13 protein-coding genes are annotated in these 14,220 nt (G+C 66.8%); 4 read left to right on the forward strand and 9 right to left on the reverse strand.

Annotated elements, in window-relative coordinates; genetic code table 11:
* Position 1: 1 nt before the first annotated feature.
* Both grxC and FY036_RS20870 read right to left on the reverse strand, forming a co-directional pair.
* On the reverse strand, positions 2–268 hold the full coding sequence (grxC, locus tag FY036_RS20865) for a glutaredoxin 3 (RefSeq protein ID WP_148916682.1): 267 nt from the start codon (positions 266–268) through the stop codon (positions 2–4).
* Positions 269–307: 39 nt separating this feature from the next.
* Positions 308–1,060, reverse strand: a complete 753-nt coding sequence (locus FY036_RS20870) for a ComF family protein (protein ID WP_148916724.1) — start codon at positions 1,058–1,060, stop codon at positions 308–310.
* A gap of 85 nt (positions 1,061–1,145) precedes the next feature.
* Here FY036_RS20870 and FY036_RS20875 point away from each other — a divergent pair, with 85 nt between their 5' ends.
* Positions 1,146–2,015: a methyltransferase domain-containing protein gene (locus FY036_RS20875; protein ID WP_148916683.1), complete on the forward strand. Its 870-nt coding sequence runs from the start codon at positions 1,146–1,148 to the stop codon at positions 2,013–2,015.
* Here the strand turns inward: FY036_RS20875 and FY036_RS20880 are convergent, their stop codons facing one another.
* From FY036_RS20880 to FY036_RS20905, 6 genes are all read right to left on the reverse strand, one after another.
* Positions 2,016–2,192 (reverse strand): Flp family type IVb pilin, encoded by a 177-nt coding sequence (locus FY036_RS20880; protein WP_148916684.1) that lies wholly within the window; start codon positions 2,190–2,192, stop codon positions 2,016–2,018. It abuts the gene before it with no gap.
* A 108-nt stretch (positions 2,193–2,300) separates the two neighbouring features.
* Positions 2,301–2,624: a hypothetical protein gene (locus FY036_RS20885; RefSeq protein ID WP_148916685.1), complete on the reverse strand. Its 324-nt coding sequence runs from the start codon at positions 2,622–2,624 to the stop codon at positions 2,301–2,303.
* A gap of 202 nt (positions 2,625–2,826) precedes the next feature.
* Positions 2,827–3,246: a (deoxy)nucleoside triphosphate pyrophosphohydrolase gene (locus tag FY036_RS20890; RefSeq protein WP_148916686.1), complete on the reverse strand. Its 420-nt coding sequence runs from the start codon at positions 3,244–3,246 to the stop codon at positions 2,827–2,829.
* Complete coding sequence (locus tag FY036_RS20895) at positions 3,243–4,022, reverse strand: GNAT family N-acetyltransferase (RefSeq protein ID WP_235897743.1); 780 nt, start codon at positions 4,020–4,022, stop codon at positions 3,243–3,245. Before FY036_RS20895 ends, FY036_RS20890 begins: the two co-directional genes overlap by 4 nt.
* A gap of 16 nt (positions 4,023–4,038) precedes the next feature.
* Positions 4,039–5,280, reverse strand: coding sequence for a bifunctional glutamate N-acetyltransferase/amino-acid acetyltransferase ArgJ (gene argJ / locus FY036_RS20900; protein WP_148916688.1), 1,242 nt, complete (start codon positions 5,278–5,280; stop codon positions 4,039–4,041).
* A 25-nt stretch (positions 5,281–5,305) separates the two neighbouring features.
* Entirely contained in the window at positions 5,306–6,205 is a 900-nt protein-coding gene (locus tag FY036_RS20905; protein WP_148916689.1) for a peptidylprolyl isomerase, read from the reverse strand.
* A 264-nt stretch (positions 6,206–6,469) separates the two neighbouring features.
* Between FY036_RS20905 and secA the strand changes: the two genes are divergently transcribed.
* From secA to FY036_RS20920, 3 genes are all read left to right on the forward strand, one after another.
* Entirely contained in the window at positions 6,470–9,199 is a 2,730-nt protein-coding gene (gene secA / locus FY036_RS20910) for a preprotein translocase subunit SecA (protein WP_148916690.1), read from the forward strand.
* A 216-nt stretch (positions 9,200–9,415) separates the two neighbouring features.
* Positions 9,416–10,828, forward strand: a complete 1,413-nt coding sequence (locus FY036_RS20915) for a lipopolysaccharide biosynthesis protein (protein ID WP_148916691.1) — start codon at positions 9,416–9,418, stop codon at positions 10,826–10,828.
* The gene (locus FY036_RS20920; RefSeq protein ID WP_148916692.1) at positions 10,828–12,108 is read left to right on the forward strand and encodes a GNAT family N-acetyltransferase; all 1,281 of its coding nucleotides are present in this window, start codon (positions 10,828–10,830) and stop codon (positions 12,106–12,108) included. Before FY036_RS20915 ends, FY036_RS20920 begins: the two co-directional genes overlap by 1 nt.
* A 10-nt stretch (positions 12,109–12,118) precedes the next feature.
* Here FY036_RS20920 and FY036_RS20925 read toward each other — a convergent pair whose 3' ends face one another.
* Positions 12,119–13,750 (reverse strand): AMP-binding protein, encoded by a 1,632-nt coding sequence (locus tag FY036_RS20925; RefSeq protein ID WP_148916693.1) that lies wholly within the window; start codon positions 13,748–13,750, stop codon positions 12,119–12,121.
* Between the last annotated feature and the right edge of the window lie 470 nt (positions 13,751–14,220).

Here is a 14,220-nt window from a genome sequence, read left to right on the forward strand (position 1 = left end):
GTCAGGCCCTCTCGCCGGCCAGAAGCGCGTCGAGCCGGCCCGCGCTGTCGAGCGCGTGCAGATCGTCCGAGCCGCCGACATGAACGTCGCCGATGAAGATTTGCGGGAAGGTCGAGCTGCCGTTGGCGCGCTGGATCATTTCCTGTCGCAATTCCTGCGAGAAGCTCGCATCGTGCTCGGTATATGCGACACCCTTGGAATCGAGCAGCCGCTTCGCCGCCGCGCAATAGCCGCACATCATGCGCGTATAGATGGTGACTTCGGTCATGACATCTCTCGCCCTGTCGGGTCCGCTTTCATTCTCCCGTCATATAGTCCCTGTGTCGTCGGGCCGGAAGTCCCCAGGCAGAACGCGCGCAAATGTGAGCACGTCGACATCTGCGGCCCCGCCGCGCCGCAGCGCCTTCGTCACCGCCGCGACGGTGGTTCCGGTCGTGTAGACATCGTCCACCAGCAATACGCGCCGGCCGCGCAATCGGATTTCCGCCCGCGGGGGCACGCGAAACGCGCCGCGCACGTTTTCCTCGCGTTCGCGCGCACCCAGCCCCACCTGCTGCCGCGTCGGCCGCACGCGGATGACGGCGTCGGGCGCAAACGGCGTCTCGGAAAGCCTGCTCAGCGCGCGCGCCAGCTCGGCCGACTGGTTGAAACGGCGGCGAAAGAAGCGGCGGCGATGCAGCGGCACCGGCACGACCAGATCGGCATCGGCCAGCAGTTCGCCTCCCACGCGCATCATCCAGCGCGCCATCCATGGCGCAAGCTCTGTCCGGTCGCCGAATTTCAGCGACTGCACCATCTGCCGCGCCGCGCCGGTATAGGTGACGGCCGCGCGGGCTCGGGCGAAGGGCGGCGGGTTGGCGATGGCATCGGGAGAAAGCACGCCTTCGCCCATGTCGTGCGAGAACGGCGCGCCCGTCACCTCGCACCACGGCCGCTCGATGAAGCGCAGCGTCGGCCAGCATGCGCCGCAAAGCGTGCCGGGCTCCGTCACCAGCCGTCGGCATCCCGCGCAGACCGGTGGAAACAAGATACGCGCCGGCCACCTTGCCAGCGCCGCCATCCACCCCTTGAACTCCGTCGCGCGATCGGTCACGAGAAAACCCCACCCGGCCGGCACCATATCAGACCGCCGGACTAGGAGTCCCATGGAACCGATCTTCGAGCCAGCCAGCCTCATCGCCAGCAAGCGCCGCGCGCTTCACATCGCCGACGCCAGTGCCCGCTTCCTGATGGCGCGCGCCGCCGAAGACCTCGGCGACAGGCTCGGCACGGTCGAACGGCCCTTTGCAAAGGCGGCCGCCCTGTTCTCCGCGACGCCGGATACGGCGGCCGTACTGCGCGAGAGCGGCAAGGCGCAGGAGGTGGTGCGCGTGGAGGCCGATGCAGCGTTTCTGGCGGGCGACGGCATCGCCGCGCAGCCCGAGACCGTTCCGTTCGAGCCGGAGAGCATCGACCTTGCCGTCTCGCTCTACGGCCTGCACGAGATGAACGACGTGCCGGGAATGCTGGTGCAGATACGCCGCGCCCTGCGCCCGGACGGGCTTTTCCTGGGCTGCATGGCCGGCGCCGGCACGCTGGGCGAGCTGCGCGAGGCACTGCTGGTGGCCGAGACCGAGCTTTCCGGCGGGGCCAGCCCGCATGTCTTCCCCTTCACGGACGTTCGGGATGCCGGCGGGCTGCTCCAGCGCGCCGGCTTCGCGCTGCCTGTCGCCGACCACGAGACCATCACCGTGCGCTACGACACCATGTTTGCTTTGATGCGCGACCTGCGTGCGATGGGCGCGACGAACGCGCTCGCCGCCCGCAGCCGCAAGCCGTCGTCACGGGCGCTGTTTCTCCGTGCAGCCGAGATTTACGCCGAACGGTTCTCCGACCCGGACGGCCGCGTCAGGGCGACGTTCTCGACCATATGGCTGTCGGGCTGGGCTCCACATGCCTCGCAGCAGAAGCCGCTCAGGCCGGGTAGCGGAAAGGTCTCGCTTGCAAAGGTGCTGGGCGAGGGCAGCGGAAGGTGACTATTCCGCGTCGGCGACCGCATTGGTCATGATGTCGCTCACATAGTTGAAGGTGTTCTGCACACCATCCATCACCTGCGTGATCCCGCCGACGATGGCCAGCGACACCAGGGCCGCGATCAGGCCGTATTCGATTGCGGTCGCGCCGCTTTCGTCCCTGATAAACCTCTTCAGCATCGCTCCGCTTCCTGTCGGCCGGTTGCGCTCATGCGGCGCGGGTGAGCGTTATATTAGGGAGCCCGCACCTACAAACCGTTAAGGCGTGCGGTTAACGCTTTATGGCGATCAGCAGTCGCCGGAGCGCATTCCGTTGTTGCGGATGATGCAGACCGAGTTGGGCGAAGGCTGGAGCACGCTGCGCCGCACCGTGTAGGTGCCGGGCGCATTGCGCTGGCCGATGGTGCCCGTCGCCATCATGTCGAGGCCGGCGGGATAGCCCTGATAGGCCACCTTGCGGGTGTGGTTCTCGACGAGCGGGGTGAGGATCAGCGCCAGCGCGACGGCGGCGGACCCGAACAGCAGTGCGATGCGCAGCGCGCCCATGCCGGCATTTCCGGCGCTCCAACCGCGCTCGGCGCGGGGCATTTCCCAATCGTCGCGAAGCTGCATGCTACCCCTCGTTGCCTGCCGGCGGTCTCGAACCGGGCACAGACCGGACCTTCGGCTCAAATTTTCATGTTTGGCTGAAGGATTGATTAACGATGCAGGACGCCAGCACCTCAGAATCCCCTCCCCCCTGAGGGGAGGGGTAAGGGGTGGGGGCAAAGGCGCTGCGGCAACCCGACAAGAGGCCCCGCAGAGCGGCGGCGCTCTACAGCAGGTCGATGAGAAACGGGATCAGCGGCGCGTCGGCCGGCGGCATGGGATAATCGCGCAGCTTCGTTGCGCGCACCCATTTAAGCGCCGCATGCTCCTGCGGCTGCGGAACGCCCCAGAAGCGCCGGCAGACATAGAGCGGCATCAGAAGGTTGAAATCGTCGTAAGCGTGGCTGGCGAATGTCAGCGGCGCGAGGCAGGCGACCTTGGTCTCGATGGCCAGTTCCTCGCGCAGTTCGCGCACCACCGTCTCCTCGGGCGTCTCGCCCGGCTCCACCTTGCCGCCGGGAAACTCCCACAGCCCAGCAAGCTGCTTTCCCTCGGGCCGCTGTGCGATCAGCACGCGCCCGTCAGCGTCCACCAGCGCGCAGGCTGCCACGAGCAGCAGCCGCTTTGGGATTGCCGCGTCGCTCATGCGCCCTCCGGCTGGCGATAATGGTAGCTGTACAGGTCCTCGAAGCCCATCGAACGGTAGAGCCCGACGGCGCTTTCATTGTCGGCTTCCACCTGCAGCCATGCCGTGCGCGCGCCATGCGCGCGTGCCCATTTCAGCGCCGAGAGCAGGATGCGCCGGCCAAAGCCCTTGCCGCGCTGGCTCTCCTCGGTCGCCACCTCGAACAGCCCGGCCAGATCGCCGTCATGCACGCAGATGGCGGTGGAAACGGGCACACCGCCCTCCTCCAGCACAAAAAGCCCGGCCTGCGGCTGGATCGAGCTGATGACCTCCGACAGCCCCGGCCGCAGCACGGGGTCGAGGTTGCGGATCGCGATGGCCGCGCCGATGAAGCGGCCCATATCCTTGAGCGGTATCTGGTGCATCGCATCGCGAACCAGCGCGTCGCCCAGCGGCGCGCGCATCACCAGCGATTGCGAAAACTGGCTCCAGCCCTCTGCGTCCAGATGCGCGGCGATGCGTTCGCCGGCCAGCGGCGACATGCGGAAGGTGAGCGGCCGCCCGAAGGCCGCAAACCGCCGGCCCGCACGCGCGATCCGCTCCGGCAGGTTGCCGTGGTCGCCCGGATCAAGGGGATTGATGGAGTTGAGACGTCTGGCGGGATGGCCGCCCGTCAGCCTGACGGCCCACGTGCCGTCGTAATGTACGGTCGTGGCCGGCCATGCGCGGAAGCCCGCCGCCTCGAAGCGGCGCACCATCGGCAGGTTGCTGCCGCCCGAAAGGCCGTCGCTCTTCATAGAACCGGCCACGGCCTCAGCTTCTGTAGTCGCCGTTGATGGCGACATATTCCTTGGTGAGGTCGCAGGTCCAAACCGTCGCCTTGCCGCGTCCCAGCCCCAGATCGACCCGGACCGCGATCTCGTCGCGCTTCATGTAGGCCGAGGTTTCGGTCTCGGAATAGGCCGGGTCGCGCTCGCCCTGATGAGCGACGCGGATATCCCCGAACCAGATCGACAGCAGGTCGCGGTCGGCCGGTTCGCCGGCCTTGCCGACGGCCATCACCACGCGGCCCCAGTTGGCATCCTCGCCGGCCACAGCGGTCTTCACCAGCGGCGAATTGGCTATAGACAGGGCGACGCGCTTGGCCGAACGCGCCGACTTCGCGCCCGTCACGGTCACTTCCACCTGCTTGCGCGCGCCCTCGCCGTCACGCACCACCTGCAGGGCGAGGTTCTTCAGCATCCGGTTCAGCGCCCGGCGGAACTGGGAAAGCCTCGCATCCTTGGGATCGGTGATGCGCGGGGCGCCGCGCTTTGCTGCGGCTCCCGTGGCAAACAGCATCAGCGTGTCGCTGGTCGAGGTGTCGCTGTCCACCGTCACCGCGTTGAACGTCTTGCCGACGCCCTTCGACAACAGATCCTGCAGCACGGCGGCATCGATGGCCGCATCGGTGGCGAGGAAGGACAGCATCGTCGCCATGTCGGGCGCGATCATGCCGGCACCCTTGGCGATGCCGTTCAGCGTCACTTCAGTCTCGCCGATCATCACCTTGGCGGTGGCGTATTTCGGATAGGTGTCCGTGGTCATGATCGCCTTGCCGGCCTCGCCCCACAGGGCCGGCTCGGCGGTTTCGACCATGCCCGCCAGAAGATGAGAGAACTTGCCCGCATCCAGCGGCTCGCCGATCACGCCGGTCGAGGCCAGGAACACCTCTTCCTGCGCGCAGCCGGCAGCCTTGGCCGCCGCCTCGCCCGTCATCGACGTGGTCTCGCGCCCGCGCTTGCCGGTGAACGCATTGGCATTGCCGGAATTGACCACCAGCACCCGCGCGCTGCCGCCCGGAAGGTTCTGGCGGCAGAACTCCACCGGCGCGGACGGGCACTTCGAGCGCGTGAAAACGCCCGCCACCGTGGTCCCCTCGTCGAAGACCATGGCGACCACGTCAGTGCGCCCCTTGTACTTGATACCCGCCTGCGCGGTGGCGATGCGCACGCCTTCGACCGTGGGCATCCGGGGCTGCTTCTTGGGCGCGAGTGGAGAGACTGCGTCTGACATGGAAGGCGTCCGCGCTGGCTTGCGACTATTCGCTCTGTGCGGGCGCGGCCTCGCCGCCTTCCGCGCCGGCTGCCGGCTCGAGAACCGACTTCAGGCCTTCATCCGCGATCTCGACCTCGGCCGCCTCGCGAAGCTCGGTCACACGCTGCATGTAGGCGTCGCGCAGCAGCACCGAGCGCAGCTGGCCCGAGACCTGCTCGAATGCCGGCGGCTGCTTGGCGCGCTTGTCTTCCACCTTGATGACGTGCCAGCCGAACTGCGTCTGCACCGGCTCGGTCGAGTGTGCACCGACTTCCATGGCGAACGCCGCCTGCTCGAACTCGGGCACCATCTGGCCCGAGGCGAAATAGCCCAGGTCGCCGCCCTGCGCTGCCGCGCCGTCCTGCGACTTCTCCTTGGCGATCTCCTCGAAGTCGCCGCCGCCGTTCAGCTCCTCGATGATGGCGGCTGCCTCTTCCTGCGTCGGCACGATGATGTGGCGGGCGCGCACTTCCTCGCCGGCGTCGAGCTTGGCGATCTCTTCGTCATAGCGGGCGCGAACGGCGTCGTCCGTCACCAGATTGGCGACTTCCTCGTCGATATAGGCGCTGTGCAGCGCGCGCTGGCGCAGCATATCCATGCGGCGGTTGAAATCGTCGCCGTCGGCAAGGCCCTTGGTCTCGGCCTCGGCTGCCAGCAGCCTGATCTCGATGACGGCCGAAAGGGCCGCCGCGCGGCGCTGGTCCTCGGGAAGCTGGGCGAACTGCTGCTCCAGATCGGCGATCGCGATCGTCAGGTCGGCTTCGGTGATCGGCGTGCCGTTGACGGTGGCAACGACGGTCTCGGGTGCCACGTCCTGCGCCAGGGCCAGCGGGGCCGACAGGGCGATCATGGCTGCGGCCGCGCCGATACGAACGATCGACAGGCGACGGAACGGATGCTTCATGGAAAAATCTCCAGTGTGGGGCCAGTATGGGGGATTGGCTGCAATGGGGTGTCGCCCCTTTCAAACCAGCCGAAATGTGGCGATTTTCCGCTCGCTGCCTGTAAAGGAAGCAACGTTGACATCGCTTGTGCCCCCTCTTATCTGTCCTTCGACTTGGCGTCCAGAAGCTATTTTCGGGCGCTTTCTTCTGTTTTCGGTCCGCTGTTAAGTCCATCGCGGGCCTGGCCGGTGGGACGCCCGGCAATCCGTTCTGAAAGGACCATCATGGTCAACTTTGGCTCTCTGGCGCGCAAGATTTTCGGCTCATCCAACGACCGTCGCATCAAGGGCTTCCGCCCTCGCGTGGAAGCGATCAACGCGCTCGAGAAGGAAATGCAGGCGCTGTCCGACGACGCGCTCAAGGCCAGGACCGAAGAATTCCGCAAGCAGATCGCCGAGGGAAAGACCCTCGATGACCTGCTCATCCCGGCTTTCGCCGTGGTGCGTGAGGCTTCGAGGCGCGCGCTGGGGCTGCGGCCTTTTGACGTGCAGCTCATCGGCGGCATGGTGCTGCACGGCGGCGGCATCTCCGAAATGCGCACCGGTGAGGGCAAGACGCTGGTCGCGACCCTGCCGGTCTATCTCAACGCGCTCTCGGGCAAGGGCGTCCACGTCGTCACCGTCAACGACTACCTGGCCCGCCGCGACGCCGAATGGATGAGCCGCGTCTACGGCTTCCTCGGGCTCACCACCGGCATCATCGTGCACGGGCTTTCCGACGAGGAGCGCAAGGCGGCCTATGCCTGCGACGTCACCTACGCAACCAACAACGAGCTCGGCTTCGACTATCTGCGCGACAACATGAAATACGACCGCGCCCAGATGGTCCAGCGCGGCCACAATTACGCGATCGTCGACGAGGTCGACTCCATCCTCATCGACGAGGCGCGCACGCCGCTCATCATCTCCGGGCCGCTGGACGACCGCTCCGAGCTCTATAACTCCATCGACACCTTCATCCCGCAGCTCGAAGCCGCCGACTACGAGATCGACGAGAAGCAGCGCACCGCGACCTTCACCGAGGAAGGCACCGAGAAGCTGGAAAACCTGCTTCGCGAGGCAGGCATGCTCAAGGGCGCGTCGCTCTACGATGTCGAGAACGTCGCCATCGTCCACCACGTCAACAACGCGCTCAAGGCCCACCGCCTTTTCCAGCGCGACAAGGACTACATCGTGCGCAACGGCGAGGTCGTCATCATCGACGAGTTCACCGGCCGCATGATGCCCGGACGCCGCTTCTCGGAAGGCCTGCACCAGGCGCTCGAAGCCAAGGAGAAGGTGCAGATCCACCCGGAGAACCAGACGCTGGCCTCCATCACCTTCCAGAACTATTTCCGCATGTATTCCAAGCTGGCCGGCATGACCGGCACGGCGCTGACGGAAGCCGAGGAGTTCGGCAACATCTACGGCCTCGAGGTCTCCGAAATCCCGACCAACGTGCCCGTCGCGCGCATCGACGAGGATGACGAGGTCTACCGGTCGGTCGAAGAGAAGTTCAAGGCGATCGTGCGCGAAATCCGCGAGGCCCACGCCAAGGGCCAGCCAACGCTGGTCGGCACCACCTCGATCGAGAAGTCCGAGCAGCTTGCGGAGCGCCTGCGCGCCGAAGGCTTCCAGGAGTTCCAGGTTCTCAACGCCCGCCACCACGAGCAGGAAGCCGTGATCGTGGCGCAGGCGGGCCGTCCGGGCGCGATCACCATCGCCACCAACATGGCCGGCCGCGGCACCGACATCCAGCTCGGCGGCAACGCCGACATGCGCATCGCCCAGGAACTCGGCGACATGGCCGCCGGACCGGAGCGCGACGCGAAGGAGCAGGCCATCCGCGAGGACATCGCCCGGCTCAAGGAGCAGGCGCTTGCCGCCGGCGGCCTCTACGTGCTGGCGACCGAACGACACGAATCGCGCCGCATCGACAACCAGCTTCGCGGCCGCTCCGGCCGTCAGGGCGACCCCGGCCGCTCGAAATTCTTCCTGTCGCTTCAGGACGACCTGATGCGCATCTTCGGCTCCGACCGCATGGATGGCATGCTCCAGAAGCTCGGCCTCAAGGAAGACGAGGCCATCATCCATCCCTGGATCAACAAGGCGCTGGAGAAGGCTCAGAAGAAGGTCGAGGCCCGCAACTTCGACATCCGCAAGAACCTGCTCAAGTTCGACGACGTGATGAACGACCAGCGCAAGGTGGTGTTCGAGCAGCGCATCGCACTGATGGACGGTGAGAACCTCGGCGAAACCATTGCCGAGATGCGCGAGGACGTGGTCGAGGATCTCGTCGCCAAGCACATCCCCGAAAACGCCTATGCAGAGCAGTGGGATCTCGACGGCCTCAAGGAGGGCGTTCGCGCCCATCTCAACCTCGACATGCCCATCCACGAATGGGCGGCCGAGGAAGGCATCGACGACGAGAACATCCGCGAGCGCCTGCTGGAAGCTGCCAACAAGGCGGCCGCCGACCGTATGGAGCGCTTCGGCCCCGACATCATGGCCTATGTCGAGAAGTCGATCGTGCTGCAGACGCTCGACCACCTCTGGCGCGAGCATCTGGTCAATCTCGACCACCTGCGCTCCGTCGTCGGCTTCCGTGGCTATGCCCAGCGCGATCCGCTGCAGGAGTACAAGACCGAGGCGTTCGAGCTATTCCAGGCCATGCTCGGCAACCTGCGCCAGGCCGTCACCTCGCAGCTGATGCGTGTGGAACTGGTGCGCGAAGCGGCCGACGCCCCGCCCCCGCAGGCGCCGCAGCAGGTGCGCGGCGAGCACATCGACGCGACCACCGGCGAAGACGATTTCGGCGAGACGGCGCTTGCGCTTGCGCCCGCCGACAACCGCATCGTCCCGGCCGAGCAGCGCGACCCCGCCGATCCCTCGACATGGGGCAAGGTCGGCCGCAACGAGACCTGCCCCTGCGGCTCGGGCAAGAAGTTCAAGCACTGCCACGGCGCTTTCGTCTGAGGCAGCCAGTCGCGCCTCCGCGCGATGGAAAGATCAACGCCCGCGGCACAGCCATGCCGCGGGCGTTTTCGTTCCGGGCAACCGCTTGCCGGGCATCCTGAGAGCCTGCTCCCTGTGCGTGAACCCGACGCGCGCCGCCGTTCCACCGTTTCTTAAAGGGTTTCCGCTACATGTGACGCGCCTTTTGCGGGCACTCGGGAAACGGAGAGTAACGGGTTGCGCTTTTCCGCTGCATCGACGGCCGACCGGCTCCTGCCGGAAGCGCTTGCCGCGCGTGCGCGCCCGCATCTCGACCGGCTCGACGCGGTGGTCTTCACCGCCGACGACAGGGGCCAGGCCAGCCGCACATCGCTGACGGCTTTCGCCATCCGCATTGTCAGCGCGGTCATCGCTCTCGTCAGCCAGATCCTCATGGCGCGCTGGATGGGCGGCTTCGAATACGGCATCTTCGTCCTCGTCTGGACGACGATGATCATCGTAGGCAACCTGTCGTGTCTCGGCTTCCACACCTCCATCGTGCGCTACATCCCCGAATACCGCGAGCTCGGCCGCCTCGCCGAGCTGCGCGGCGTGATGATGGCGAGCCGCGCCTTCGTGCTGGCCACATCCACCGTCTTCGCCGCAGTCGGCATTCTCGGCGTCTGGTATTTCTCCGCCTCCATCGAGAGCTACTACATCATCCCCTTCTATCTCGGCATCGTCTGCATGCCGATGATCGCGCTGTCCGACACGCTGGAGGGCACGGCGCGCGCCAACTCGTGGGCGATGCTGGCGCTGGGGCCGATATACCTTTTGCGCCCGCTGCTCATCCTCGCCTTCATGGGCGGGGCGATCATTGCCGGCTACACGCCCGACGCGCAGACGGCGGTGGTCATCGCCATCGTCGCCACCTACGTCACCACGCTCTTCCAGCTGGCCGCCATCGCGCCTCACACGGCGCGCGAGGTGCGCCATGTGAGGCCCCTGTTCCGCACCCGCGAATGGGTGGTCGTGTCGCTGCCGATCTTCCTCGTGGAGGGCTTCTTCTTCATGCTCACCAACGCCGACGTGCTGATGGTGGGCTGGTTCATGAACCCCGACGATGTCGCGGTCTATTTCGCCACCGTGAAGACGCTGGCGTTGGTGCATTTCGTCTATTTCGCCGTCAAGGCGGGCGTCGCGCAGCGCTACGCCCAGTATGCGCACGGCGCCAACCGCGAGAAGCTGGCCGTCTTTGCCCGCGAGACCGTCAGCTGGACCTTCTGGCCGTCGCTGCTCATGGGCGCGGCGGTTCTGGTCATCGGCAAGCCGATGCTGTCGCTGTTCGGTCCGGGCTTCGATGCCGGCTATCCGCTGCTCTTCGTGCTCGTGCTCGGCGTCGTGGCGCGCTCGGCGGTCGGCCCGGCCGAAAGCCTGCTGACGATGAGCGGCAACCAGAACATCTGCGCCGCCGTCTATGGCGGCACGCTCGCCATCAATGTCGGGCTCAACATCGTGCTGATTCCTTCCTACGGCCTGTGGGGCGCGGCGATCTCGACCGCCATCGCCATGGCCTGCGAGGCAGCCATGCTTTCCTTCACCGTCTGGCGCAGGCTGGGCATAGTCATGGTCGTCCCGGTGTTCGGACGGCGCAACACGGGAGGTGCCTGATGGCCGCCGTTCCCCTTCTCGAAGAACTCAGCGGCAGCGCGTCGGGCCGCATGATCGGCGAATTCGCCGACTATGCGGGCACGGACGTGCCGGCCTCACTCGTGGAGCAGATGGAAAGCCGCCCGCCGCGCAAGCTGGCGATCTATCCGGCTTCCGCCGGCTTCGACCTCGTGGAGGAGCTGGACTATCTGTGCGCGCGCTCCATCGAGCCGAACGTGTTCTTCAACCCGCGCTTCCTCGCCCCCGCCATGCCGCGGCTGGAAGATCGCGACGTGCGCCTCGCCGTCATCCGCGACGGCAACGACTACCGCAGCCGCCTGCGCCTGCTGGTGCCGTTTTCCATCGAGAAGGCGGGGTCGCCCTTCGGCGTGCCGCTGCTGCGCACATGGTCGCATCCCTTCGGTCCGCTCGGCACCCCGCTGGTCGATCACGACGACCCGACGGGCGTGATCGAGGACTTCTTCGGCATGCTGGCCCGTCCGCATCTCAAGCTGCCGAAGGTCTTCGTCATGCCGGAAGTGCGGCTCGACGGCCCTTTCGCCGCGATGGTCCGCTCGCTGGCCGACAGCCGCAACCTTCCCTTCGAGATCACCGGCAGGGTCGAACGCCCCTTCCTGCAGAGCGAACTGGGCGGGGATGATTACCTCCGCGCCTCGCTGAACAAGCACCACACCGGCGAGTTCCGCCGGCAGTGGCGGCGGCTCTCGGAGCAGGGTCGCCTCGAATACAACGTCGCCCGTCAGCCCGAGGAAGTCAGGCTCGGCATCGAGGCCTTCCTGGCCCTCGAAGCGTCGGGCTGGAAGGGCCGCGCCCGCACCGCCATGGCGATCGACCGCTTCCGCGCCGCCTTCGCGCGCGAGGCGGCCCATCGGCTTGCCGAAAAGGACCTATGCCGCGTCCATTCGCTGACGCTGGACGGCCGCACCATCGCCAGCCTCGTCGTGTTCGTGGAATCGGGCGTCGGCTATACGTGGAAGACCGCCTACGACGAGGACTTCCACCGCTTCTCGCCCGGCATGCTGCTGATGATCGAGGTGACGAAGCAGCATCTCGAAGACCCCAACATCGACGCCACCGATTCCTGCGCCGTGCCGGATCACCCGATGCTGAGCCGGTTATGGATGGAGCGTCGCCCGCTGGGCACCCTCGTCATCGGTCTCACGCCGGGCAGCGAAGGCATCGCCCGGCGCGCGGCGTCGCAGATCCAGCGCGGCCGGCAGACCCGCAATATGGCCCGCATCCTGCGCAACCGCGTGAAGAGGGCGTTCGGCAAGGAGTAGGCAGTCAGGCCTACGCCACTTCGGCTTTCGCCCTGTCGCGGAAGATGCGGCGGATCACCTTTCCCGTTGTCGTCAACGGCATGGAATCGACGAACTCCACCTCGCGCGGATATTCATGCGCCGAAAGCCGCTCGCGCACCCACATGCTGATGTCGCCCGCCAGTTCCTCGTTGCGCTCGACCCCGTCCTTCAGCACCACATAGGCCTTCACGATCTCCGTGCGCAGCGGGTCCGGCTTGCCCACGACCGCCGCCAGCGCCACGGCCGGGTGCCCGGTCAGGCAGTCCTCTATCTCGCCGGGCCCGATGCGGTAGCCGGCAGACGTGATGACATCGTCGTCGCGCCCGAAAAAATGGATGTAGCCGTCGCCATCCTCGATGCCCTGGTCGCCCGTGACCATCCAGTCGCCGATGAACTTCTTGGCCGTCGCACCGGGGTTCTGCCAGTATTCCAGAAACATCACAGGATCGGGCCGCCTGACGGCGATCTGCCCGGCCTCGCCGGGCTTCACCCGCCTGCCCTCGCCGTCGATCACCACCACCTCGTGTCCCGGCACCGGCTTGCCGATCGCCCCGCCCCGGCTGACGCCGAGAGCCGCGCACGAAGCGAGTACGAGGTTGCACTCCGTCTGGCCGTAGAACTCGTTGATGGTAAGCCCCAGCTCGTCCTGCGCCCAGTCATAGGTCTCGCGCCCCAGCGCTTCGCCGCCCGAGCCTATGGTGCGCAGCTTCAGGTCGAAGCGCCTGGCGATGCCGGTCGCCGATTTCAGCATCCTCAGCGCGGTGGGCGGGATGAAGGCGTTGCGCACCTTCATCTTCTCCATAAGCCCCAGCGCGGCATCGGGCTCGAACCGCTCGAAGCGGCCCGCCACCACCGGCACGCCGAAATGCAGCCCCGGCAGAAGCACGTTCAGCAGCCCCCCTGCCCAGGCCCAGTCGGCGGGCGTCCAGAGCCGGTCGCCAGCCTGCGGCAGGAACTCGTGCGGCATCTGCACGCCCGGCAGATGGCCCAGCAGCACGCGATGGCCATGCAGCGCGCCCTTGGGCGGCCCCGTCGTCCCGGAGGTGAAGATCATCATCGCCGGATCGTCCGGCCGCGTATCTTCCGTCTCGAAGTGCGGCGCATGGTCGGCCACGAGCTTTTCGAAGCCCAGCGCGCCATTGCCCTCGCCATCGATGGAAACGACCGTCTCCAGAAGCTTCAGCCGCGCACGGATGGCGGCAAGCTTGTCCGCGCCCGTCTCGTTGGTGACGACTGCCCTCACGCCCGCCGTCTGCAGCCGATATTCCAGCGCCTCGACGCCGAACAGCAGCGCCAGCGGCACAGCGATCGCTCCCAGCTTGTAGATCGCGACATGGGCGATCACCGTCTCGGCACATTGCGGCAGCAGCAGCGCCACCCGGTCGCCCCGCGCAACGCCCCGCGCCCGCAGCGCGTTGGCGAACGCGTTCGCCCGCCGCGCCAGTTCGCCATAGGTCAGCGTGTCTGCATTGCCGTCGCCGCGATAGGTGAGGATCGCGGGCCTGTCCGGCTCGCGCTCCGCCCAGCGGTCGCAGACGGTCGTCGCAATGTTGTACCGTTCGGGGATGAACCAGCGGAAATCCGCGTAAAGCCGTTCGTAGCTGTCGCGTCGTTCGAGCATGAAGCCAGGCGCGCTCCCTCGCAGGCAGTAGCTTCGCCGGGCTGGCGAACCCACGGTGCGGGCCATCTTGCAAAAAAGCGGACGCATTTCCAGCTTTTTGCTGCATTGCACACCCACTCGACACAAGAGCCCGCCGTCCTGTCAAGGACGGCGGGCCTGTCGCCTGAGCGCGCCCCCCGGGCAGGGGGCGCGCAACACAATGCCTTTTACGAGAGCCGGTTCCTGCCTCGATGCGTGACGCAGCGTCACCATCTCATCCCGTCAAGCCGCCCCACCGAACCCGCAGGGTTCGCAAGCGCGACCGCGCGTCGGCCCGTCAGGCCGCCCCATCGGAGGCGTGAGCGAAGCGAACTTGCCGTGAGATTGGCCCCCACCGAACCCACCGGGTTCGCAAGCGCGACCGCGCGTCGGCCCGTCAGGCCGCCCCATCGGAGGCGTGAGCGAAGCGAACTGCCGCGAGATTGGCCCCC

The sequence above is a fragment of the Neoaquamicrobium microcysteis genome (genome assembly GCF_008180155.1).
In the GTDB taxonomy this organism is placed as follows: Bacteria; Pseudomonadota; Alphaproteobacteria; order Rhizobiales; family Rhizobiaceae; genus Aerobium; species Aerobium microcysteis.